Consider the following 23,173-nt stretch of genomic DNA (forward strand, 5'->3'; position numbering starts at 1 on the left):
CATCCGCAGCTCCATAACGATACAGCGTTGCGGCACCCAAAGTATATCATGAATTGCTGATGTATGAGAACGGCCGCCAGACAAGCCGAGAACCAATTAGCACAGACCGGACCTTTGGATATCACATCCAAGCCTTTGGTCCTGCTGGAAGACCCGCCGTGCTGGCCTTGCACGACGGGCTTATATTGTGCGGCTACATCCTAGGAATCGACCGCGATGTATCAACCTGGGACAGAGCCCGAAGTTCCAAAGACAGCGCTCAGCAGCCTTCCGTGGTCTTTTTCATCTGGCCAGGAGCAGCCGAGTTAGCATCGGTATCCTGTTGACCTGGCGCGGCCTGCTTGGCGCTGCCAGTCTGCTGACCCGGAGCGCAGTCCTTGGCGGAGTTTGAGTTCGTTCCGCTCGTGGTGGTCGAATCCGTGCCCTGGTCGGTCGTGGTGCTCGGCATGGTCTTGGTTGTCGTCGTGGATGACCCGCCAGTGCCGGTGGTGTTGCTCGATTGGGCAAAGGCGAGCCCAGTTGACAGTGCCACAATGGCGGACGCGAAGAGTAGCTGTTTCATGATCAACTCCATGTTAAATGTCCCTCGGGCACCTAACTTCGTGTTGAAGCGGCGGTTCCAGCGAATAGGGTCTGAGCGTCTCCCCGCACATGGCGCAAAAAAGCCCGCCAGCCGTCAGGCCAGCGGGCAGTTCTCATGGGGGAAGCACCGGGAGCAGTGCGACGACCGAAGTTCGACAAGGCGATTTTGTTCCATCGTCAGTGAACCGCCTGTAGCAGCGCCAACGCGAAGACCCGAAGGTGTCACAATTGCAGTGGGCCCGCCCCTACTGGCGGGCAGAGGCGGACCCGGCCCAGGCTTGGGGGCCTCGACCGGCAGCGGGGGACGCTGCCGCATTTCCAACCTGCCTCGACATTTCAGGTTCCACTAATGCACAAAAAAGCCCGCCACCTTTTGGGGGCGGGCTTTCCAAAACTGTAATTCTCTTGATTAGGTCCCGGAAGAAACCGTAGACGAGCTGGGCGAAGCAGTTACCGACGACAGCCGCTCACGTTTCGTGAAAACGGGCTTCTGATAGGTCTTCTTCATCGACATTCCCCTTTGCCAATCCGCAATGTGTCACTCTTTGCCTTCGACCGGCCAGCGTGTCAATCGCTCGACAAGAAGGGCGATTACATATTTGCCAGACCCGGTGGAGGCAGCGGTGGTTTGTGCTACAAAATCAGCCATGCTCCCTACGCGCTGTTTCCGTTGTTTTGTTGGAACCGTAATCCTCAGTGCAGCCATGCTTCTGGCCCTCTATTGGTTTGGCCCCATAGGATTTGTCCTCGTCCTCGGCATCGGCCTGCCAGCGCAGTTGGCTTTGAGCTTTTACTGGTCCGATCTTGAAGCTCGTAAGGGCCGGGGCGGGAATACGCTGAAAGACGAGGGCTTCTAGCACTACCCAGCCGTAGGGGAATGGCTACAGCATTAGCGACTTGAAGAGGATGAACAGCGAATCCACGGACAGATTGTTGTTCGCCTTCAGATACCGGCAAACGTTGTGCAGATAGTCGAAGTCGTAGGGTCGAGGTTCCGGCTCGTACGCCGCGCAACATTGACCTGGGCCGCTGTGCACTGCGAAATCAAAGACGGCGTAGTCGACGCCGCCGGGAAGCTAGGCGCCGGCCGTCGCATCCCAATAGAACCGGCGATAGACCGTCGCAACCTGGGCATCAGTGATCTTGCGCAGATCGGCCTTGGTAGCGTCGGCTTTCACATAGCGCCGGAAGTTGGTGAGCGTGACGCCTTTCATAGTGGCGCCGCCGGGATCAGCCGGATTGTCCGACCAGAGGCCTTCAGATTTCAGAACGAGCGCAAGCGCCCCCGCGAAGTTGCGGTCCATGGCTAGTACCTTTCCGCCCTGAGGGGCAGTTGTTGAATTGGCAATGGAGGTGGAAGGCTGAAATCAACCGGTCGAGCAGATCAGCGGTCTAGCCGCTCGCACTCATCAAGTAGGCCACCAAGCTCGAGGCAGAGATCGACGCGGCCGAGGCTGTTGGCGGTGTCATTAATCCCCATCCGGCGGTTGTAGGATGTGACGGTGTCTTTCAGTTGAGAAACACGACCGGCCTTATGACCGCTCGAATAAGCGAAACCAGCGATGCAAACACTTGCGGTGATTGCAAGCGCGGCAGTCTTGGCGTTCATTGATATTTTCGCCTCTCGAATCAACTTGGGGAGAATTCGTCCATGGAAGACAGTTTGACTGAAATAGCGGCGCGGCTCCAGATGCTCTGGAAGGCTTGGGCTCCCGCAATCGGCCTTGGCGTTGCCGCAGCCATCGGCATGATTTGGACCGTTTATTTGCCGATAGTTGGGCTTCGCCATCTGCTCGGGTACAACTAGCGGGGACTCGGCCCCTGGGCCGCCAGGGCCGGCTGAATGCGCGCCGCTAGGCCGAGAGCCTACCAATGGCCAAGCCGCTGTTTAGCTTCGACAGTTGCAGGACGGCTTGGTCCCGGAGGCATAATGATCGTTCCGAAAAGATCGTATCGATCCATCCAGGGTTTACGGGCGATCGCCGCTTGGATGGTCGTCCTCGGGCACGCAGTCATAGAGGCAAACGCACTGTCCGGCCAGAATACCCTCATGCCCCTTCGCCCATACACTGACGTCATATGCCATTTTGGTGTCGATATCTTTTTCGCCATAAGTGGGGCGATAATGTATTTGATCACGCAGCCAAGACAGGATGCCGGACGGATAGCGGACGCTGGTCGTTTCACGCTCCGGCGCGTACTGCGCATACTTCCTTTGTTCTGGCTGTCCATGATTCTCACGCTCTGGACCGGGAGGGGCACGCCGCCACCTGACGTGTGGGCCTGGACGCGCCAGCTCTTCCTCATCGATTTCCCTTTGCCCCAGCCAGTCGGCTGGACGCTTGTATTCGAGATCAGGTTCTATGTGCTGGTTGCTGTCATCGTGATGATATTTCGAAACCGCAAGCTGGGTTTTGCCGCTATGGCTGTCTTTCTTGTGCTGGTATCGCAGGTTTGGCCGACAGCCGAAACGATGACAAGCCCGATCATGTTGGAATTTGTGATGGGGATCGCTGTCGCGGCGCTATGCCAATCAGGGATCCGCTTGCCGGCGAGCTTGCTGCTCTTGGGCGCCGTGGGTTGGTTTCTCTATGCCTCTATTTGGTTATACCCCACCATGGAGATCAATGCGTTCCGCTGGTACGGCTTCGGTCCGCCTGCCGCGTTGTTTCTTTGCGCGGCGATGATGCTGGAGCGCGATGGCAAGCTGAGGACGCCATCACTGGCGCTGGCTGCCGGAAACGCTAGCTACAGCACGTATCTCTGGCACCTGGGCCTGATAGGCGTATTGAGCTCGTTCTGGTCGCGTAGCCCCCTGGCGAGCGTCGTCCATCTTTTTACGTTGCTTTTCCTGACGGCCGTCGTAAGCGCAGTGAGCTATCGCTTGATCGAGCGACCGCTTATCGTGCTTTCGAAACGCCGCTTAGAGAGCGGGGAACTGCATGGAGCCCTGAAAACTGGATTGCCCCAGCGGCTTCGATCTGGCTGAATGGCGATTTAAAGAGTATGTGCGTTGACGTCGCCCCAGCCTAAGAGCGCACACCGAACAAAGCGGGCTCCCTTGCAAAGACTCTCGTCCTGGTAGGCCTGAAATTGGAAATCGATGTTCAGTGCGCAGCCGCAAAGAGCGAGCCTATGAGACCGTCCGGACCGAGATCGTCAAGATCAAAACTGCTATTGAGGCTCATCACGGAATTCAATTGGAGCGACTACGTCATCGCCGCAATCCTAGTCGCGGCAAATTATGGTTTGATTTCTGCAGTCACCGGGGCCTGGGCAATCGAATACGGCTACATTCGGCTACTACTCGATTTCTAGCCGCGCAGATCAGCACGCCCTGCCATCTTATCGACAATCATGGCTTTAGCTGATCAGGCCATTTCGCCCGGCAGTTGCAAGCAGTTGGATCTTGTGCAACTCTTCAAAACTGGGGAGTGGGCAAATGTATTGGCAAAGGGTGTTGTCTTTAGGGGCTTTGCTCCTCTTTTCTAATTGCAAATCCGACTACTTGAACAACTATGATTCGGTGACGCTCGCGGCCGGCGATGCGAACCACGCCAACCTGCTTCTGCAGACCGTCGATCCCTTCAACCCAAACAGCAACAACACCCACATCGAGGGCGACGGCGCCCGCGCGGTGGCCGCCTTCAATGCGTATCGGCGCGTGGCGCCCGCTGGTGGTGCCGACTTGGACTGTGCAGGCGGCAAGGGAAACAACCCGGTTGTAGCCGGTCCTGTTAAAATCACTGGTGCTGACACCAACCGGCTGGATGGCGATCACGACGGCGTAGGCTGCGAGTAAATGGACAAATCCCAGTACGAAAATCGCTCAAACCAATGGCGCAAACGGCAAGGTGCACAGCGTCGGCGTGCCCGCCTAATGGCGGAAATCCCAAAGCGGCTGGTCTTCGTGACGGTTGCTGCGGCAGCCGCCTTCGTTGCGCAGTTCGCCGTGCAGCACGGCGAAGGCGCCCCTGACCTTCACGTTTCCAACTGGATCGGACGTACCCCCGAGCCGATCGCTGGCGTCGCCTCAATCATCGACGGCGACACGATCGAGGTCCACGGGCAGCGGATACGCTTCAACGGCATCGACGCTCCCGAGTCAGCCCAACAATGCGACGACGCTAAGGGCGTTCGCTACCGGTGCGGTGCCAAGGCCGCGGCGGCGCTAGACCGGTTCCTAGTCGCCTCGAGGCCGGTCACATGCGCCTTCGTCGCATGGGACCGCTACAACCGCTTTGTAGGCGACTGCCGGCGCGCCGATGGCGCCAGCATCGCCGCCTGGATGGTCGAGCACGGCCAGGCGATCGATTGGCCTCAATACAGCCATGGCGCCTATGCGGCGCAGCAGGCGACGGCCGAGGCGGCGAAGGTCGGGCTGTGGGTCGGAAAGTTCCAGCCGCCGTGGGAATGGCGCGCTGGACCTGTGGACGATGTCCGGCCGGCGGTAAGCCAACCGCTCGGCATCATCAATCGCCAACAGGTAGCGCAAAGCTATTCCTGCCAGCCGCGGCGGAAATGCTCGCAGATCAGCTCGTGCGACGAGGCTCAATGGTATCTCAGCAACTGCCCCTGGGGCGGTAAGTTGGACCGCGATGGCGACGGGCAGGCGTGCGAAACCCTATGCTGAAATATGTCCTGGCTTTTTGTCTAGTCTCGACGCAGTGCCTTGCCGGCACGCCTAAAGGCGAATGTCCGAACCTTTGGAAGATGTATGGGCTGTTTATGAGGGCTTCGCTGATCTGCAACTTCCCGGAGTCGAATGCGATTAGGAAGACCCACAGCTTGCTGAAGAAGGATTGCCCTACATCGACGGAGGCTCTAGCCCGTCGGTACATGACTGACGGATTTCGCCAATTCGACAAGGACGTGGCGAGCAAAGGCCATCCGAAGGCTTGCGGTGAGATGTTCACCTTCATGGACTCGGTGGGTGGCCTATAGCAGCGGCAGGGGCGCGCTAAAATGGATTACTACATCTACGAGAACTGGACCCACGATCGTGGCCGGATCCATAGAGCTGATTGCGGGTTTTGCAACGAGGGTCAAGGAACGCAGGCTGGAACGGGAGATAGGAACGGCCGCTGGCACGGTCCGTTTGACCGAGAAGCTGCTTTCGAAAAGGGCGCCCAACTCAATCGCGCTGACATGCGAGCATGCTCAATTTGTGATCCGTAGACGGTTGCGCGGCGAGATTTTGGTGTGGCATTGGCAGGCAAGAGGTATCGACGACCGGCCGGTCGAGATCCGGTCGGCCCACTTACGCAGGAACAGATGAACAAGCTGGTTCAGCGACAGCGGGAAGCGCCGCCCCATCTACATCCGGAGAAGGTTTCGGATGCAGATCAAGATACATGAAAGGGTGTTCTAAAGCCCGGTTGTCAGCCGTGTCTAGAAGCGTGAATCCGCACTTTTCGTAGAACCCGACCGATTTCTCTTTGGAGTCAACAATCGCGAACCTGCACCCGACCATGGGGCATATGTTTGTCTTCGCAATACCGAGTGCAAACTCGACCAGGGCCAGACCCAGTTTTTTGCCAGCGTGACGATCGTCTATTGCAAGGCGCGCTATCTTGATGGCTGGATAAAATGATACCGAAATTTCTTGGTGCCAGCATCCTCTGCGGCCCCGGTGCGGACGACGCTCACTTCTCCGGAGACGATAGTGATGAAGCCAAGAAGGTCGGCGCTTCCTTCCATCACCGCCACCCAGGTACGGGCAAGACTATGGTCTTCGTAGGGAAGGGCCTCTTTGCGAAGAAAGCTCTTCAGCGGGCGGTTGTGTTTGCCAGCCAAAACAAACCCGGGGATGTGACACCCAAATGGGCCTTCTTGCCCACCAGCGGTGCAGGCGCAGCGATCGATGGCGGTCGTTTCAAACGGCCAGGCGTCGAAGCACTCTATCTGACGCCGTTCGACCCAGACGGCTCTTGACGAATACAAGCAGGGCGCCAGCATCGTCCCGCCGGCAACGCTTGCCGCCTACAAGATCACGCTCGCTGAGGTGGCCGACCTTTCGCAGGGATTCGACCCGGAGATCTGGGACAGCGCTTGGCAGGAATGGGATTGTGCCTGGCGCCAGATCGCTCGCATCGACAAAAAAATGCCGCCCTCGTGGAAGCTCGCGGACCTGATCATCACGGCCGGGCTCCGCGACATCCTGTTCCCGTCGCTGCGTCACGCCGGCGGCACCAATCTGGTGATCTTTCCGGCCAATCTTGTCGACGGCGACCATGTTGCGGTTCACGATCCCGACGACCGGCTGCCGCACGACCAGTTATCTTGGCCCTGAGTTGCTGGCTGTCGTAAGCAACCTGGTTTCCGATCAGTTCAGAGCGCCTCATCTTCAACGATGCCCGTCGTGGGCTCGCGCTCTTCGCCGTCGCTCTCCCCCCGGCCAAACCCGATTGGTATATCCCCGGCCAGCAGCTTTTCCTTCGACAGCAGCCCAGCATCCTCGAGCGCCTCGAAATCCGGCAGCTGGCGCAGCGTGTCGAGCCCGAACTGCGACAGGAAGTTTTTGGTCGTCACATAGGTATAGGGCGCGCCCGGCTGCGGGCTGCGCGGCCCCGAGGCGATCAGGTCCTGCGCGCGCAGCACGCCGATTAGGTCGCGCGACACCTCCTTGCCGAAAAAGCTCGACAGCTCGCCACGGGTGATCGGCTGGAAATAGGCAATGCACATCAAAACCAGCGCCTCCGCCTGCGATAGTTCCTTTGCCTCTTTTGCCCCCTCGCCCGCTGCCGCGCCGAAGGCGGCGCGGATGGCGTCGCCAAAAACCTTTCTGGTCCGGTGCTGCCAGCCACCGGCGACCGCGACCAGCTCGTAGGGGCGGCCGGCGAGCTCGGCGCGAATGTCGTCGATGATCAGCTCGAGATTGCAGTTTCTTCCCACTACCCGCGCCAGCACCTCGCGCGGCACCGGGTCGCTGGCGGCAAAGATGACTGCTTCGACGCGGCCCATCCATTCGCGCCAGCGCAGCTCCGGCGGCAGGTGGTCCAATTCCGTGTCGAGCAACACAGGCTGTTCGTTCGGCTTGCGGCGGGCAGAGGCTTCGGTCATCCCTACAACCCAAAAAGCCGAAAGGTGGTGCGGCCGGAGAGCTCGCGCACGGCATCCAATTGTTGCAGCCGGTCGAACAGGCGCCGCGCGGCAAAGCGAGACAGGTTTTTGGTCGTCAGCGAGCCCGAAACGGCGTCTTCGTCGAGCAGTCTTTGAATCACCTCACTGGCGCCCTTGGCGCGCAAATTTGGTGCGATGGCGATGAGCCTTTCGGCACGGCGCGACAACTCGGCGGCCAGCCGGCAGGACTCCGCCGCTGCTTGAACCAGCGCAACACAGACCGCGCGCTCAAACCCTTTTTCGCCCGGCCGAATGCGCTTGCCGCCGCCGTCGGGGCGAAAAGCCGGACCAAAGGCCTGAGCCATCAGCAGCGGCAGCGACTGCGGCCAGCGCAGGCTGTGCGCCAGCACCAGGTCGGCGAGCCACCAGGCAAAAAGCTCGCAGCTGGGGCGTACGGCGACGACGTGAGCGGCAATCGCCGCGGCGGCGAATGGCGCCGGCCGCTGCAACCCCGCCAGTTTTTCGATCTCTGTGCAGAGGTCGGCGAGCGCGGCACCATCCCAGTGGAGCCCGAGCTGGTCGACGATCTTTTCGAGCCGAGCGGCGCTGGCGACAGGCGGCTGCTCGGCCAATTGCCGCCAGGCCCCAAAGATGGTGCCGGCGGGTCCAGGGTCGGTCCCGACCTGGCGCAGATACCAGGCGTCGCGCAGGGCGGCCGCGTCCTCGGCGCGGCCAACAAGCCGCATGCTGGCGGCGGCGCAGCTAAGCGCCAGGCGCTGCCGCCAGGCCCCGGCCCCGGCAGGCTGCGCGCGGGTGAGCGTATCGAGGGCACCCAGGGCGGCGCCTGCCCGGAAGGCCGCGTCGCCGTCACTCGGCGCGCCGGCGCTTGTGATCGCCCAAGCCGGAACGAAGGGCGGCGCAGAGAAGCTGGCAGTCGCGGGATCGAGGCGAATCATGATTTGGAGGGTAAAGTGCCGGTGCGCTTTGCGCCATGATTTTCGCGCCAAAACGCACAGCCCGTCGTACCAACAGAACGAATGATAATGTTGCAGTATCAGTCATTTAATCATGCCATTCCGCCGTAGCATCAGGCGCGAGCAGCCGTTCGCATGCCGACCTACACATGCCAGCTGCTAGATTGCATAAAGCATTTCAGGAAAAGGCCCATTCCTCATCGGCCGGTGTGACCAACCCCTGCCGAAGTCGGCTGTGAAGTTCTTGCCACGACGGGTCGGACACGAAGCCTCTCATGCTTCCACATGCCTCGGCGAAGGAAATATCGCTCAAACGGTCGATAAGATCACTCATCGCGGCGTTCCTGCCATCTAGGAATAGCTCGAGCGGATCATCATCGCACTCAATGACCCGATGTCCCCAAGCTCCCGGCACGTCGTCCGTTGCGAGGGCTTGACGAAGATCTTCATCCACGCCTGCGACCTCGAGCGCCCGACAGACGACATAGCGCATCAGGGGGTAGTAGATCGGCTGATAGCTGCCTCCAAGCGCGCGCACGCCGGGCAGGATCGACAAAACCAGAAACATCAGCAGGAGATTCGGGACAAGGCTGCGGTTTGCCAGCCGCTTGAGAATGTCGGGGGCTGTGAAGCACGCCACCTTCGTACCGGTCGCAGGATCGATGAGTTCGCCGGCGATCAGACGCAGCGGACGGCGCTTGCCATTTTCATAGAACCAGAAGAAATCAGTACCGCGCGCGAGCCAGCCACTCCACGGGCCGGACGCGAGCCCGTCGAGGCCGGCAAGGATATTGGCAGCGAACTTCGGGTCTTCCAGAAGTCTCATGCGTAGCCAGGAATTTTCGTCCGCCAGATGGTCCGCCACCAGGTCGGCAATATCCTCGTCGTCGATCTGCAGAAAGGCAAAGCGGCCTCCGAACATTCTTGGCCAAAGGATGAGATTGGCTGCCTTGATGGCATGCGCGGGCCGCTCGAAGTGCGTTGTTGGCAGCAGGCTACGAAGCAGCGTGAGCGCCTCTCCCTCAGTGTCTGGTTCGGTCGGCAACAAGTCGAACCTATAGGGTCCTGGTCCGGCTAGCAGGCTATATCCAATCATCCGGCTTCGGCTGAGGCCGAAGACGTTGATCGGTTTCCCGTCGACAGTGAGCCAGCCTGGTCCCTTGCGTGCCTTCTCAACAAGGCTCACCGTCGAAACCGCATAGGAAACGTAGGTCGAACAGCCATGCGCCGAGAGTCCAAGGAGGCTGAAGATGTGTGTGTAATAGGCTTCCGGCTCCGTGAGGAGAAACAAGTGAGGGCCTGTCTGCATCACACGGCGCTTTTCGAATTCTCTGCAGATTTGTGAAACGGCATTGATGGGCAATCCGTTTCGCTCTCCTGCGTTTTTGATCGCGTCGAGCAACTTGGTAAGGGCGTGACGGCGAATTTCCGGCACGGTTTTCGAAGCTGGCGCCTCGAACAAGCGGAACGCATAGTCGCGGATCGGACGGGGATGATAGGATCGCATCCATGGGTAGAGCGCGGCTAGCGACTCGAGCACTGCCTGTTTCGCGTCTGCGCCTGCTGTTAGCTCTTCCACCTCACGTTTCACCCTTTTCTTGCGTCTGAACGACATCGACGCTCAAACACCAAATACTGATGAGCAGCATCACTCCAAAGCTGAAGAAAATCGTCGAAGGAAGTACTCGATCTCCTACCGCGGCGGCGATGCCGAAGACGAGTAAACCGAGCACCACGGCCACACAATGCATAATGCCTTTTGCCCGGCCCAACAGATAAACGGGTACACGCGACTGCAATGTGACTTCAACGCTAACGCGTCCAAGATTGTATAGAAATCCGAGCGCGGCAAAAAGGATCACTGTCCAGGGCATGTGCAGATATGCCAGCGCCATGAGTACCAGCGCCGTAGAGCCCAAAAGAATGAGATGCCGCGCTTGGCTACTCATTGCTCTTTCAATGCCGAACAGCGAGATCGCGCCGATCAGTGAGCCCGCCGACCATGCAGCCTCAAGGTAGCCGAAATCCACGGCAGTACCCTTCTGCTCCTGGAAGACGAAGCTAGATCCCATTACGCTGACAAGCACCGCGCTTGTATAGAGAAGCGCGTAGACGACGATGAGACGACGCAGGCTCAGATCAAATCGTGCTGCCGAGATTTTGGCGATGCGGACATCGCGCGAAACCGGTTCCAGCTGCATCAAGGCCAGGCAACCTGCTGAAAACAGAAAGAAGGCAGCAAGAACGGTGAATGGCAGGGCTGGCGACTGCTCATGCAGCAACGGCCCTGCGAGCAGAGCTGCCCCAAGACTGCCGAACTGCATGACGAAGAAGACGGCGGAATTCGATGCTACAAGATCGCGGCCGTCAGCTATGACGGGGATCATTGATTGAGAGCTCGTCAGCGCGACACGGTCGCAAAACGAACACAGGACCGCTGACAGACAGATGACCAGGAAAACGTCCATGTAGAGAAGCGCGCAAGCGGTGGCCAGCATCACGACGAAGCGGCTGAGGTCTGCCGCAACGTTCAGGCGTCGTCTGTCAAATCGATCCGCCGCTACGCCGGCCAGAGGGCTCGCGATAAATTCGACAATGCTAACGATCGCAAGGAACGTCGCCAAACCGGCAGTTCCGTATCCTCGCTCGACGAGAATCCAGGCAGATGCGATATAGTAGCCGCTTCGGGCAACGGCCGCCGATAGCGTGCTGGCCAGGAATCCGAAGCAGGGATTGGGCCGGTAGACCCGTCCTTTGCGATGATGAGTACGAACCAGGTTTGACATGAGCGGCGTATCCGGCTGATCGCCGTTGATACTTTCTTCCGCCAAGCCTGCTTTACTGTGACGTTAGGGTTTTCCGATACTTGCTAATAACCCACAAGCGTCGACCTAGATTCTGCTCTTACGACGAAATTCCGTGGGGCTCGCGCCGAAGCTCCGCTTAAAGGCAGTGGCGAAATGGCTCGAACTGCCGAAACCGCATTCCAACGCGATTTCCGTGGCCGACAAATTGGTCGATCGCAGCATATCCGCCGATTGCTCCAATCGGCGCTGCGCTATGAATGCGTGCGGCGTCATGCCTGTCGACTGCTTGAAGGCCCTCCAGAAATGGAACCGGCTAATCCCAACCTCTTTTGCCAAATCGGCGAGCGTAGGTCTGCCGTCCGACATGGCCTCGATCATGCCCACGGCGCGCTTGAGGTCGAACGACGACAAACCGCCTTTTGCCGGCTCCTGATGGACGCCGTTCAACCTGAACATCTGCACGAGCAATTGCGTGGCCTGGCTCTCCACCATCGTTGCGCTGATTGGGTCAGGCTGCTTTAGCTCCAAGGCAATCCTCTGCAACGCCAACTCTACAGTGCTGTCCCGAAATCCGATCGAAGGCGGCAGCACCGCCGGGCGATGGCGAGCCATGCCCGCAAACACCTCTTCGGCGAACCCTTTTTCAATTGAGACCAGGAGGTAGGAAGCGGTCGCGTCACCCTCATCCCACCCATTCCAATCACTGCCGGCGGGCATGAAAATGATCGAACCGGCCCGGCGCGGCAAAAAGGCAATCCGGCGCCCATCCACAATGTCTTCTCCACGGCACGCTGTGCCCTTCAGGTTCATCAAGAACACATGGTTTGGCTGGAGGATTCTTGTCTCCTGACGCTCAAGCCCAGTTCTTTTGATTACGTCCGCCCGCACGCTCCCCCAACTCTCATACTTGTGGGCAAGCGATTGGTGCCGTGAACGACGATTCTCGGTCGGGTCGAGGGCTAGAGTATTCACGTATCCACAGCCTCCTTACTGGCGAGGAGCCAGTTGCGTGATGTGGAGAACCATGGGTTGCTGAACAACACGAAAATAACTCTGGATTGGTAGAAGATGTGACTTCCGCGAAAAAATGACAATCAAGTGAAAGACCCCTTCAACACGCAGGCCTACCAGTTGGCTCAGCCAATACTTGAGCTCGGTGGAATATTAGAAACCGCTTACTTAGTGGGTTTTCCCCCATCGACGTATCGGCATCTCACCAATCGAACGGTGTCGGAGGCATACTGCGATGCGTGGACTCGACGACTTTCTGGCTGAGTGCGACCATGGCCCACGCCTCAACGGACTCGCCGGCTTTTTCGCGGCGACCGCCGCTGGCAAGAGCGGGATGCCAATCCGGAAGCCTGTGGCGGACGCCCGCCTACTGCCGAGCGATGAACTCCTACGCGATCTGGTTGCGCTGCACGCGACCCGCCAAGGCTTTTTTGACCAGCACTATCACGGCAGCATTCCCTATAGATTGGAAGAGGAGTGCCGGATGGCCCATGCAGTGCTAAAATATTCCCGGGATCGTCGCGCTCCCCTTTCGCTATACAGCCTCGGAACAGCGGAAGGCACGATGGCGAGAACGTTGTCCGAACTGTCCGAGGGGCGGATACGCACACTGTCGTGCAGCCCGAACGCAGAGAATTACACAAGCTTCATGGCCTATGGCGAACCACCGCACGCCGACTTCTTCATTGGCCCCTTCCACAAGTTGACCAAGGACGTCCTGAGCTCGGATCCGCGACTGGCAAATTTCGCTCACGGATTCGATATCATTTTGGAAGACACGACCTTTCAGATGTACTCGCCAAGCAGAGCGAGACAGATCGAGTTCGTGACCCAGCATCTCAAGCAGGACGGAATTTTCGTCTTCGTCGAGAAGTTCCGGGCAGCCGAGGAGCCGGATTACAGGCGTCGCGAATACCAGAAGGATTTCGGCTTCAAGGCGCGCTATTTTCCCCCAGACGAAATCGAGAAGAAGCAAAGCCTCGTCCTGAATACGATGTTCGGCAATGAGGTGACTTTGGCGCAGATGGCTGACGCGATACGCGCGCATTTCAGCTACTGCTCCTTGACGTGGATTAGCGGAAATTTCTCCAGCCTTGCGGCGAGCAATAGCGAAGAGAACCTGAACCGCTACCTTTCCCAGATGGCCGCTCCGGCCATTCCGCACGAATACGTCTACGAAACCAGCGTGTCTCGCAACCCTGCCGACTAGTCGTCGCAGCCCGCCCAAGAGTGATGAGCAGCCGTCCCGGCGACGACGTGACGGGACACTCGCGAACCCATGTGGAGGTTTCCATGCATCGGTCATGCTTGATACCGGGCGCCATCCATTTGGAATCCGTGCTTCGCAGCTTTGCCATGGCACGGGCCTCTCCGGCGCTGACGAACATGACCGCCCGGCGTGGCGTTCGCGTCGGCCCCGCTGCACGGCACCACACGGAACTGCATGCGCGAGGCTCTTAAGCCTTTGAGACAGGCCAACAACACATTGCGCCGTCTGGACCATGTCTTCGCAGCTGTCGACCATGGCAGCCTCAGGCAGGCGGCAAGAGTTCTCAGAGTGAGAGAATCCTGTGTCAGCCGCAACATCGTTGCTCTCGAGCAATTGCTGGACATGCAGTTGTTTGACCGCGACGTCCATGGCGTTCGGCTGACCGAAGCGGGCCGGGCCTGGATTGACCTTGTCCGGGCTCATTACGAAGGCTTGCATGATGCCCTGGCCGGCGGCGGTCGAGGCCACCAGGATGCCAAAACGGTCAGGATAGGATTTTGTGCCCAAATGGGTCGTGCATTCGTTGTGCGCCTCATAGATCGTTTTCGAAGCTTGCATCCGGACGTGAGCGTGGCCATTGAGGACATTCCACACGAACAGTGCCTGGCTGCAATACGCCGCCGGCGCGTCGACATCGTCTTCACGCACGGGCTTGAGAACGCCAGCTTATGCCGCAGCGAAATCGTTGCGCACGAGCGCTTGTTCGTTCTCCTACCCGTTGGCCATCCGCTCGCCGAAAGGCCGGCAGTCACATGGGCGGATCTTGCAGATACGTGTCTGCTGATACCAGTCGGATCGCCGCAGGATCCGGTTTTGCTCGAAAAGATCGCCTCGGATGGTGGCCCCACCATTCAAGTATGTCGCGCTAGCGATGCAACTGTCATCCTCAGGGTCCAACTCGGTCAAGGTGTGACTTTGGCGGGCGAAGGATTTGCCGGGACAGTCGCCATAGACGCCACGGTGTGGAAGCCCATCAGTGGACAGAGCAGCACCAGTTCGATCAAGGCAGTGTGGCTGGAATCGAATCCGAAGCGTGCGCTCCTGAGGCTGGTTGGAACTGCAAGCAACATGGTGACTGCGACGAGCTAGGCCCACCCAAGTCAATGCGAAAAAACGGAAACCTCCAGTGCGATTTCTGAAATCCCTCCAAGAATGGACTTGACCCCATTCGAATTCAGTCGGCCGGCCTTAACCACCCTCAGAACGCTTTGCCCTGGAGAAGCCCCGATCCGTGGCCATGAACCGCTCCAGCATCGCGACGATGAGGCGCGGCGCATCGGCGGGTCGTTGCCCCGCGTCGCGGCCGAGGATCTCGGCATAAGCTGTCAAGTCACGATGCAATGCCGCCGGGAGTTCCACCATGACCTTGACAGGTTTGTCGTCGGCGATTGGCCCCAGTTTCAGCTTGGTCATTTCAGCCTCCATAAGGTTCGAGCACGAGGTCGTGCGTGACGATGACGCGTACCGGGAATCCCGGTCGGATGGTGAGCGTCGGCGCTATGTTGAGCTGCCGCTGGACGATCTGCTGGCCTGCCTGGCTGATGCTGTCGGAAGCCCCTTGGCGCAGGGCGCGCACGATGTCGCTCTCCTGGCCTGATGAGCCTGCCTGCGCGCCGATGCTCAGAACCGTGGAAAGTGCTGCAGCCTTGAACAGCTCGCCCCAATGATAGTCGACGCCATCCTCAAGACCAGCATAGCCCTCGGCATCCGCCCCGGGCTCACGTTCCAGCACGATGGAGCGGCCGTCTGGAAAAATCAGCCTGGTCCAGACCAGCAACACGCGACGCTGGCCGAAGCCGACACCATTGTCATACTGGCCGACGAGGCGCGTCCCCTGCGGAATAAGCAGGATGTGGCCGGTGGGGCTGTCATAGACATTCTCCGTCACCTGCGCGGTAATCTGACCCGGCAGGTCGGAACGAATGCCGGTGATGAGGGCGGCTGCGATCACCGCACCCGCCTGCAGGACGTTCTTTGACGCCGGCGCCGCAATACGATCCGACGACACGGTACGCTTGTCAGGCGGCTGATCGAGGAAGGCGAGCTGCCGATCCTGCGCCGAGGGCGTCGCTGGCTGCGGCGCGAGGCCAAGGCTGGCGAGATCGGGCCGTGGCATGGTTTCGGTCGTGGCTCGAGCGAGCGTCGCGTCACTTGCGGGCCGCGTTTGCGTGGACGCGAACAGACGCGCGGTCCTCGCCGCTTCCAGCTCCTGTTCCCGGCGCTGCTGCTCGGGGTCCGGTCCGACGGGGCTTGTCGATGGCGTGGGGCCGCCATTTTGCGCGTTGAGGATCGGGCGGCCGAGATCACCGGGAAGCGGTGGGCCAAGCTTCGGAACGCCTGCATAGTCCTTTGGCAGGCCGGCGAGCCCATCGGGCGTCGAACGATTGTCGGTTGAATACAGCTCCTGCCCTTGGCCTTGTTGACGGTTCTGCAGCGCGTAGAGCAACGCACTGCCGACAGCGAGGCTTGCGGCGAGCCCCAAGCCGGTTAGCGCCTTTCGGGAAAGACGCGTCACGCGCGGCGGCTCGGCGCGAAGCCGCATGGCCGCGATTGGCTCGCCTGTCAACGGCCGGGCGTCATCCTCGACCGGTGCCTCCGGCCAGGCGTCATTCGCCGGCCCCGGGCCTTCTTCCTTCCCGGGACCCATTTTGTCGCTCATGATGACGACCCTCCCCTGTCTGTTCGGGGGTACGTCGCTGGCGGGGTCTCACCAGGGCCACGCATCCATGAAAATCGACTGCTCCTTACCCCATCGGTGCGGGAGACGCGGACGCGCTTCTGGTTCTTGCCGGCGCCGAAGCGCAACTCGGCGGCGGCAAACAGCCGATCTACGATCATGTAGTTGCCGCGCACGCGATAGTTCACCAGCTCCGACGTGTCGCCTTCCGGGCCGACCACGAACAGCGGCGGCATCTCGCCCTGGCCGATGCCTCGCGGGAACTCGATGAACACCTGTTTGCCATCGTCGAAAGCACGCAACGGCCGCCACGGTTCGCGATCGCCCGTCACCTCGTAGCGGAAATTGACGCGAGAAAGATCGATGCCCGTCGAGACCGGCTGTGCCGCTTCGGCCTCTTGGCTCTGACGGCGCAAGGCAATGAGCTGGTCCTGCGGGTACTGCCAGGTAACCGATGCCATATAGGTCGACGGCGTCGATCGCAGTTCCAGGTGATAGGTGCGCCGATCTGTATTGATGACGAGATTGGTGATGAGATCGGCCCGGGTCGGCTTGACGAGGATGTGGACTTGCTTTGCCCCGCCCGTACCGCTCTCGGTATCGCCGATGATCCAGCGCACGGTGTCGCCGGCGGCGACGGGACCCGAGCCGACGAGTTGCTCGCCGGGCTGGAGTGCGATGTCGCTGATCTGCCCCGGCGAGGCATAGACCTGATAGAGCGCGCCATCGACGAAGGGATAGACCTGCATCGAATTGATGAACCCGTTGCGGACAGGCTGGACGCGGGCTGCGGCGTTGGCCAGGTTCACGCGCGCGGCCGGATCGGTCGGTTCCGCCTCGGGCTTTGGCTCCTTGCCGACCGGCTTCAACTGCCCGGGAAGCGGCAGCGGCTTTGACATCTCTACCACCTTGATCGGCGGGGACGGATCGACGGCCTGCACGGCCGGAATCGGATCGTCATAGGAAATCGCCGGCGGCTTCTGCCTGGTGGCACAGCCCGCAAGCGCCGACGTGCAAAGCAGCAGCGCTGGAATGGCGATTTTGCGGAAAGCCGGCAATGCGTGGATGAGGAAAGCCGGACACCCTGCACTCCAGGGGGCGGCTTTGAATGCAGGCTTCATTGTCCAAGCTCCTTCGACCAGTTGATGGCGTTGATGTAGATGCCGAGCGGGTTCTTTCTCAGCGTGTCGGCGTCGCGCGGGGGCTGCACGACAATGGTGAGAATGGCGGACCAGCGCTCCGTGGAAGCGAGGGAGCCGTCCTGATAGCGGCGTTCGACCCAGGCGATGCGAAAACTCACCGGGGATGCGCGGATGACTGACGACACGTCGACGGCGACCTGCTGCTTACCGACCTTGGTGAACGGGTCATTGGCGCGCGCATAGTCGTTGAGAGCCTGCGCCCCGCCCTGCGTCGTGAAGTCGTAGGCGCGCAGCCAGTTCTGCCGCACGACGATCGGATCGGCGGGGATCGACCTCACCTGTTCGATGAAGTGCGCCAGGTAGAAAGCGATCTGCGGATCGTTCGGCTGATAGTCGCCGACCGCCGGCGCGACAGCCTGCGCCTGGCCGAGACGATCGACCTGCACCACCCAGGGCACGACCGAGCCATTGGCGGATTGCCAGACGAGTGCGGCGGAGAAGCCGGCGGCGAGTGCCAGGCAACCGAAGGCCATGTAACGCCAGTTGCGCGCCTGCACGCGGGCGGAACCGATGCGCTCATCCCAGACCTGGGTAGCGCGTTGGTAGGGCGTCTCGGGTTGTGGAGATCTGCCGTAGTGCGTGGACGGTCGTTTGAACATGCTCAGTCTCTTTCAGAGAGGTTGATGGAGGAGCCGCCGCCATGGCTGTCACCGCTGCGAACGGCGTGAGCGGCGGCCTGGACGCCATGGGTCATCTGTTGCGAGCGCTTCATGCGCTTCGCCCAGGCGGGCTGACTTTCGGTTGCCGAAGAAGCGACGGGAGCGGAGCCGGCTTCGCCAGTGTTCGCGCCGATCGTGCCGGCGGTGGATGATCCGCCCGTCGTCTCGAAGGCAGCGCGAGCGCCGGATTGATAGCTGTCCTTCACGCTGCCTGCCGCATGGCTGGCGGCGCGCTTGAGCGGTGAGATGGCGCCCTGGGCGCCGGCGCTGATGACACCGCCGAGCCCGGGTGCAACGCTGGAAAAGCCTGACTGTCCGGCTGCGCCGAGGCCGTAGGCTGTGGATGCCCTGCCTGCGGTAGCGGCCCCGCCACGAGCCGCCGCTGCAGCACCGCCGCTGATAGCCGCGCCACCGGCCACCACGGCGCCGCCGGCCGCGGCGCCCGCCACGACCATGCCGCCGGCGGCAAGCCCGGTGCCGACCGCCGCACCCGCGCCGAGCTGCGGGCCGCCGGAGACCAGACCGTTGGCAATGCCCGGTCCGAAGATGCCAAGGCCGAGCAGCGACAGGGCGGCCAGTACGATCGCCATGGCGTCGTCGATCGACGGCGTGGTCCCGCCGAATCCCGAGGTGAACTCGGAGAAGAGGGTCGAGCCGATGCCGATGACGACGGCGAGCACCAGCACCTTGATGCCGGACGAGATGACGTTGCCGAGCACCCGCTCGGCCATGAAGGCCGATTTGCCGAACAGACCGAAGGGAATCAGCACGAAACCGGCGAGCGTCGTCAGCTTGAACTCGATCAGCGTGACGAAGAGCTGGATTGCCAGGATGAAGAAGGCGAGCAGCACCAGCGCCCAGGCGAAGAACATGCAGGCGATCTGGATGAAGTTCTCGAAGAAGGACCAGTAGCCCATCAGGTTCGAGATCGAGTCCAGCAAGGGCCGGCCGGCATCGAGCCCGGTCTGCGCCACCTTGCCCGGGCGCATGAGATCGTTCACGGCAAAACCCGTACCCGAGGCCTTCAGGCCAAGCCCGGCGAAGCTTTCGAAGACGATGCGGGCGAGATTGTTCCAGTTGGAGATGAGATAGGCGAAGACGCCGACGAACAGCGTCTTCTTGACGAGGCGCGCCATGATGTCGTCGTCGGCCCCCCAGGACCAGAAGAGCGCCGCCAACGTGACGTCTATGACAATCAGGGTCGTGGCGATGAAGCCGACCTCGCCGCCGAGCAGGCCGAAGCCGCCGTCGATGTAGCGCGTGAAGACTTCAAGGAAATGATCGATAACGCCCATGCCGCCCATGTCAGCGAGCCTCCGGCCGGGGCGGCTCGACCTGCATCGCGGGAGCGGTCACATCCGCCCGCCCTCCTTCTTTCCGGATTGGGTCCGCGGACGCGGGCAAGTCAGGGAATAGCGTCGTCGGGGCAACCGCAGCAGGCGCGGTTGCCGAGTCACGTTGACCGAGAAACCGGCGCCGGCTCTCTACCCACGCTTTCAGGCATCCGGGATCGCGAGGACCGGCTTCGCCGATCCCGGAACAGCGGCGCAATTCCGCCGCGAGTGGGTCTTGTGACGCGATGGAACGGTCCCGCGTCGCCGGGGCGTCAGGCCCATCGTCCCTGCTGCTCATCTCGATCGCGGTCACCGTCAAAGCGACCGCGATGAAGACGATTGCAATGGCACGAGCGAAGATCTTGCCTTCCATCGCGCCGGCCTCAGTTCTTGCCATAGAACATCTGCGCACCGCCGGGCTGGTAGCCCGAGCCCCGCGTCAGGAAGCGGCGGCGCTGCTCCCGGCCCTGGTCGGCGGCGGTGGCCTGTTCGGCCGATTGCAACGCCTGCGCCCGACCGTTCGCGGCGACGACCGCGGTGAGATCGGCGAGCTGCTGCGCCTGAAGCGCGAGCAGCTGGTTGCCGGCCTGTGTTGCCTGAAGCGCTCCGGTCGCACCCTGGCTCTGCCCGACCAGCGCCGACATCTGGCTGCGGTTGGTGTCGATGTTGTCGACGACGCCCGCCTGCACACGCATGGCGTCCTGAAGGCCACCAACCGTGTTGCCCCAGCGCGAGCGCGCCTCGGCGACGAGTTGCTGATCCGAAGCCGACAGCGAGACGTTGCCGTATTTCTGCTGGAAAGCCTGATCGATCTGCTGGACGTCATAGGCAACGTTCTGCGCCTGGCCGAGCAATTGCTGCGTGCGTTGCACGGACTGCTGGAGCTGTTGCTGCGAGGAAAACGGCAGGCTGGCGAGATTGCGAGCCTGGTTGATGAGCATCTGCGCTTGGTTCTGAAGCGAGGTGATCTGGTTGGTGATCTGCTCGAGCGAGCGCGCTGCCGTCAGGACGTTTTGCGAATAGTTCGAGGGATCGAAGACGATGAAGGCGTGTGCCGGCGTCGCCAGCATCGGCGAGAGCGCGGCGGGAGCGACAAGCAGCGCGGCCGCGAGCCGCATGCCAAGGGAACGGCGCAGTTTCATGGGGATTTCTCCTTGTTGGTGAGGACGGGGCTGGTTAGGGCGGGAATGAGTTCAGCGGCCCAGCCGACGCCACGGTGGTTGAGCCAGGCAGTGAGGAAACCATCGCTGCCGTGCTCAGCGACGATGCGGGCGATCGCGGCCTGGTCGGTCTTGGCGGATACAGCGCAAAGCGCGAGTGCCACATCCGATAAGCCAAGCTCGAACAGCCGGTTGCCACGACGGGACTGGCAGTAATAGTCGCGCTTCGGCATCGCCCGGGCGATGATCTCGATCTGCCGGTCGTTGAGGCCGAAGCGGCGATAGATTGCCGTGACCTGCGGCTCGATGGCGCGCTCGTTCGGCAGCAGAAGCCGGGTCTGGCAGCTCTCGATGATCGCCGGCGCGATTGCCGAACCATCGATGTCGCTGAGCGACTGCGTGGCGAAGATGACGCTGGCGTTCTTCTTGCGCAGCGTCTTCAGCCATTCGCGGAGCTGGCCGGCAAAACCGTCATCGTCAAGCGCAAGCCAGCCTTCGTCGATGATGAGAAGGGTTGGCGCGCCATCGAGCCGGTCCTCGATGCGATGGAAGAGGTAGGACAGGACTGCGGGCGCGGCACCCGTTCCGATCAGCCCTTCGGTTTCGAATGCCTGGACCGACGCCGATCCGAGATGTTCGCGCTCGGCATCGAGCAACCGGCCGTAGGGACCGCCGACGCAATAGGGGCGTAATGCCTGCTTGAGATCATTTGATTGCAGCAGCACGACCAGACCGGTGATGGTGCGCTCCTCGACGGGGGCGGACGCCAGCGAACTCAACGACGTCCAGATATGCTCCTTGACTTCAGGGGTGATCGTCACGTTCTCGCGCGTCAGGATGGCCACGATCCAATCGGCGGCCCAGGCGCGCTCGGGGACATCATGGATGCGGGCGAACGGCTGAAGGCTGACGCTGTCGATCGCCCCATCGCTGAGATCGCCGCCGAGATCGTGCCAGTCGCCGCCCATGGCGAGTGCGGCCGCGCGGATAGAGCCGCCGAAATCGAAGGCGAATACCTGTGACCCGGCGTAGCGGCGGAACTGCAGCGCCATCAGTGCCAAAAGCACGGACTTGCCGGCGCCGGTCGGGCCGACGATCAGCGTATGGCCGACATCGCCGACGTGAAGCGAAAGCCGGAACGGGGTCGAGCCTTCGGTCTTGCCGAACAGCAGAGGGGGCGCTGCCAAATGCTCGTCCCGCACCTCGCCCGCCCACACCGCGGAAAGCGGGATGATGTGGGCGAGATTAAGCGTGGAGATGGGAGGTTGACGGACGTTGGCGTAAACATGACCCGGCAGGCTGCCTAGCCAGGCGTCGACGGCGTTGATGGTTTCGATGATCGCCGTGAAATCGCGGCCCTGGATGACCTTTTCGACCCGGCGCAGTTTTTCGTCGGCGATGCCGGGATCGTCGTCCCACACCGTCACCGTCGCGGTGACATAGGCCATGCCGGCATAGTCGGCACCGAGCTCCTGCAGCGCCATGTCGGCGTCGGCGGCCTTGTTTGCGGCGTCGGTGTCCACGAGGACCGACGCCTCGTTGGTCATCACTTCCTTGAGGATCGCGGCGACCGATTTGCGCTTGGCGAACCATTGACGCCGGATCTTTGTCAGCAGTCTGGTCGCATCGGTCTTGTCGAGCAGGATCGCCCGTGTCGACCAGCGATACGGGAAGGCCAGCCGGTTCAGTTCGTCGAGCAGACCCGGCGTGGTCGCGGTCGGGAACCCCGTGACGGTCAGAATGCGCAGATGCGACGCGCCTAGCCGCGGCTCGAGCCCGCCGGTCAGCGGCTGGTCGGCCAGCATGGCATCGAGATACATCGGCGTTTCGGGAACGCGGACGCGCTGGCGATTGGTCGAGACGCAGCCATGCAGATAACTCAGCGTCTCGCCGTCATCGAGCCAGCGGCACTCCGGCATGAAGGCTTCGACAAGGCGCAGGACGCGGTCGCTGCGGTCTGCGAAGCCCGTCAGCACCGCATTGGGGTCGAGGCCCCTCTTCTCGCGCCCTTCGTAGAGCCAGCTTTCCGCTCGCGCGCTGTCTTCGGCGGGCGCGAGATAGGTGAGTGTGAGGAAGTAGCTGGACTCGAAATGCGCGCCGGCCTCCTCGAAGCCCGCCTTTCGCTCGGCATCGACCAGAGCGGAGGCCGCATCCGGAAAGATGCTGACGGGATAGCGGGTCGAGGCATGGCGCTGCGCCTCCACGAAGATCGCCCAGCCGGAGCCGAGACGGCGAAAGGCATTGTTGAGCCGGCCGGTGACGGCAACCAGTTCGGCCGGAACGGCGCTGTCAAGATCAGGACCGCGAAAGCGCGCGGTCCGCTGGAAGCTGCCGTCCTTGTTGAGGACGATGCCGGCGCCGACCAAGGCCACCCAGGGCAGGAAGTCGGAGAGCCGGCTGCTACGGTTGCGGTATTCGGCAAGGTTCATCATCGG

At 61.3% G+C, this 23,173-nt stretch carries 22 protein-coding genes and 1 pseudogene; 7 read left to right on the forward strand and 16 right to left on the reverse strand.

What is annotated here, in order from left to right:
* Positions 1-259: 259 nt before the first annotated feature.
* The 3 genes and pseudogenes from EOB80_RS12605 to EOB80_RS12620 form a co-directional block, all read right to left on the reverse strand.
* The gene (locus EOB80_RS12605) at positions 260-562 is read right to left on the reverse strand and encodes a hypothetical protein (protein WP_127327850.1); all 303 of its coding nucleotides are present in this window, start codon (positions 560-562) and stop codon (positions 260-262) included.
* A 1,036-nt stretch (positions 563-1,598) separates the two neighbouring features.
* A pseudogene (locus EOB80_RS12615) lies at positions 1,599-1,886 on the reverse strand (glycosyl hydrolase 108 family protein); the annotation flags it as partial.
* An 80-nt stretch (positions 1,887-1,966) separates the two neighbouring features.
* Complete coding sequence (locus tag EOB80_RS12620) at positions 1,967-2,371, reverse strand: hypothetical protein (RefSeq protein WP_127327852.1); 405 nt, start codon at positions 2,369-2,371, stop codon at positions 1,967-1,969.
* Positions 2,372-2,512: 141 nt separating this feature from the next.
* On the opposite strand from EOB80_RS12620, the gene EOB80_RS12625 reads away from it, so the two are divergent.
* The 5 genes from EOB80_RS12625 to EOB80_RS12645 all read left to right on the forward strand — a co-directional run bounded on the left by EOB80_RS12625 (position 2,513) and on the right by EOB80_RS12645 (position 6,874).
* On the forward strand, positions 2,513-3,571 hold the full coding sequence (locus EOB80_RS12625) for an acyltransferase (RefSeq protein ID WP_164762597.1): 1,059 nt from the start codon (positions 2,513-2,515) through the stop codon (positions 3,569-3,571).
* Positions 3,572-4,024: 453 nt separating this feature from the next.
* The gene (locus tag EOB80_RS12630; protein WP_127327854.1) at positions 4,025-4,384 is read left to right on the forward strand and encodes a calcium-binding protein; all 360 of its coding nucleotides are present in this window, start codon (positions 4,025-4,027) and stop codon (positions 4,382-4,384) included.
* A 78-nt stretch (positions 4,385-4,462) separates the two neighbouring features.
* Positions 4,463-5,215 (forward strand): thermonuclease family protein, encoded by a 753-nt coding sequence (locus tag EOB80_RS12635; RefSeq protein WP_127327855.1) that lies wholly within the window; start codon positions 4,463-4,465, stop codon positions 5,213-5,215.
* Between the two features lie 956 nt (positions 5,216-6,171).
* Positions 6,172-6,516, forward strand: a complete 345-nt coding sequence (locus tag EOB80_RS35270; RefSeq protein WP_245466344.1) for a hypothetical protein — start codon at positions 6,172-6,174, stop codon at positions 6,514-6,516.
* A 22-nt stretch (positions 6,517-6,538) separates the two neighbouring features.
* On the forward strand, positions 6,539-6,874 hold the full coding sequence (locus EOB80_RS12645; protein ID WP_245466353.1) for an RES family NAD+ phosphorylase: 336 nt from the start codon (positions 6,539-6,541) through the stop codon (positions 6,872-6,874).
* 38 nt (positions 6,875-6,912) lie between these two features.
* On the opposite strand, the gene EOB80_RS12650 is transcribed toward EOB80_RS12645, so the two are convergent.
* The 5 genes from EOB80_RS12650 to EOB80_RS12670 form a co-directional block, all read right to left on the reverse strand.
* Positions 6,913-7,644 carry an SMC-Scp complex subunit ScpB gene (locus EOB80_RS12650; protein ID WP_127327856.1) on the reverse strand — a complete coding sequence of 244 codons (732 nt, stop codon included), beginning with the start codon at positions 7,642-7,644 and terminating at the stop codon, positions 6,913-6,915.
* A 2-nt stretch (positions 7,645-7,646) separates the two neighbouring features.
* Positions 7,647-8,600, reverse strand: a complete 954-nt coding sequence (locus EOB80_RS12655; protein WP_127327975.1) for a DUF1403 family protein — start codon at positions 8,598-8,600, stop codon at positions 7,647-7,649.
* A 196-nt stretch (positions 8,601-8,796) separates the two neighbouring features.
* Positions 8,797-10,233 carry a hypothetical protein gene (locus EOB80_RS12660; RefSeq protein ID WP_127327857.1) on the reverse strand — a complete coding sequence of 479 codons (1,437 nt, stop codon included), beginning with the start codon at positions 10,231-10,233 and terminating at the stop codon, positions 8,797-8,799.
* Positions 10,199-11,449, reverse strand: coding sequence for an MFS transporter (locus EOB80_RS12665; RefSeq protein WP_127327859.1), 1,251 nt, complete (start codon positions 11,447-11,449; stop codon positions 10,199-10,201). The genes EOB80_RS12660 and EOB80_RS12665 overlap by 35 nt, the downstream gene beginning before the upstream one ends.
* Before the next feature lie 60 nt (positions 11,450-11,509).
* Positions 11,510-12,235 carry an AraC family transcriptional regulator gene (locus EOB80_RS12670; RefSeq protein WP_245466345.1) on the reverse strand — a complete coding sequence of 242 codons (726 nt, stop codon included), beginning with the start codon at positions 12,233-12,235 and terminating at the stop codon, positions 11,510-11,512.
* Between the two features lie 436 nt (positions 12,236-12,671).
* On the opposite strand from EOB80_RS12670, the gene EOB80_RS12675 reads away from it, so the two are divergent.
* Both EOB80_RS12675 and EOB80_RS12680 read left to right on the forward strand, forming a co-directional pair.
* Positions 12,672-13,646 carry a class I SAM-dependent methyltransferase gene (locus tag EOB80_RS12675; protein WP_127327862.1) on the forward strand — a complete coding sequence of 325 codons (975 nt, stop codon included), beginning with the start codon at positions 12,672-12,674 and terminating at the stop codon, positions 13,644-13,646.
* 234 nt (positions 13,647-13,880) lie between these two features.
* Positions 13,881-14,795 (forward strand): LysR family transcriptional regulator, encoded by a 915-nt coding sequence (locus EOB80_RS12680; RefSeq protein ID WP_127327864.1) that lies wholly within the window; start codon positions 13,881-13,883, stop codon positions 14,793-14,795.
* Between the two features lie 99 nt (positions 14,796-14,894).
* Here the strand turns inward: EOB80_RS12680 and EOB80_RS12685 are convergent, their stop codons facing one another.
* The 8 genes from EOB80_RS12685 to trbE are packed head-to-tail and all read right to left on the reverse strand — an operon-like array spanning position 14,895 to position 23,170.
* On the reverse strand, positions 14,895-15,119 hold the full coding sequence (locus tag EOB80_RS12685) for a DUF2274 domain-containing protein (RefSeq protein WP_127327865.1): 225 nt from the start codon (positions 15,117-15,119) through the stop codon (positions 14,895-14,897).
* A 1-nt stretch (position 15,120) separates the two neighbouring features.
* Positions 15,121-16,365, reverse strand: a complete 1,245-nt coding sequence (locus EOB80_RS12690) for a TrbI/VirB10 family protein (RefSeq protein ID WP_127327867.1) — start codon at positions 16,363-16,365, stop codon at positions 15,121-15,123.
* A complete protein-coding gene (gene trbG, locus EOB80_RS12695) occupies positions 16,362-17,504 on the reverse strand; it encodes a P-type conjugative transfer protein TrbG (protein ID WP_245466346.1) in 1,143 nt (380 codons plus the stop codon). Before trbG ends, EOB80_RS12690 begins: the two co-directional genes overlap by 4 nt.
* Positions 17,501-18,184 carry a conjugal transfer protein TrbF gene (trbF, locus tag EOB80_RS12700; RefSeq protein WP_127327869.1) on the reverse strand — a complete coding sequence of 228 codons (684 nt, stop codon included), beginning with the start codon at positions 18,182-18,184 and terminating at the stop codon, positions 17,501-17,503. The genes trbG and trbF overlap by 4 nt, the downstream gene beginning before the upstream one ends.
* Before the next feature lie 2 nt (positions 18,185-18,186).
* Positions 18,187-19,548: a P-type conjugative transfer protein TrbL gene (trbL, locus tag EOB80_RS12705; protein WP_127327871.1), complete on the reverse strand. Its 1,362-nt coding sequence runs from the start codon at positions 19,546-19,548 to the stop codon at positions 18,187-18,189.
* Between the two features lies 1 nt (position 19,549).
* Entirely contained in the window at positions 19,550-19,975 is a 426-nt protein-coding gene (trbK-alt, locus tag EOB80_RS12710; RefSeq protein ID WP_348629518.1) for a putative entry exclusion protein TrbK-alt, read from the reverse strand.
* Positions 19,962-20,720 carry a P-type conjugative transfer protein TrbJ gene (gene trbJ, locus EOB80_RS12715; protein WP_127327873.1) on the reverse strand — a complete coding sequence of 253 codons (759 nt, stop codon included), beginning with the start codon at positions 20,718-20,720 and terminating at the stop codon, positions 19,962-19,964. The genes trbK-alt and trbJ overlap by 14 nt, the downstream gene beginning before the upstream one ends.
* A complete protein-coding gene (trbE, locus tag EOB80_RS12720) occupies positions 20,717-23,170 on the reverse strand; it encodes a conjugal transfer protein TrbE (protein WP_127327875.1) in 2,454 nt (817 codons plus the stop codon). The genes trbJ and trbE overlap by 4 nt, the downstream gene beginning before the upstream one ends.
* Positions 23,171-23,173 lie beyond the last annotated feature (3 nt).

This window comes from Mesorhizobium sp. M7A.F.Ca.MR.245.00.0.0 (assembly GCF_003997415.1).
Taxonomy (GTDB): Bacteria; Pseudomonadota; Alphaproteobacteria; order Rhizobiales; family Rhizobiaceae; genus Mesorhizobium.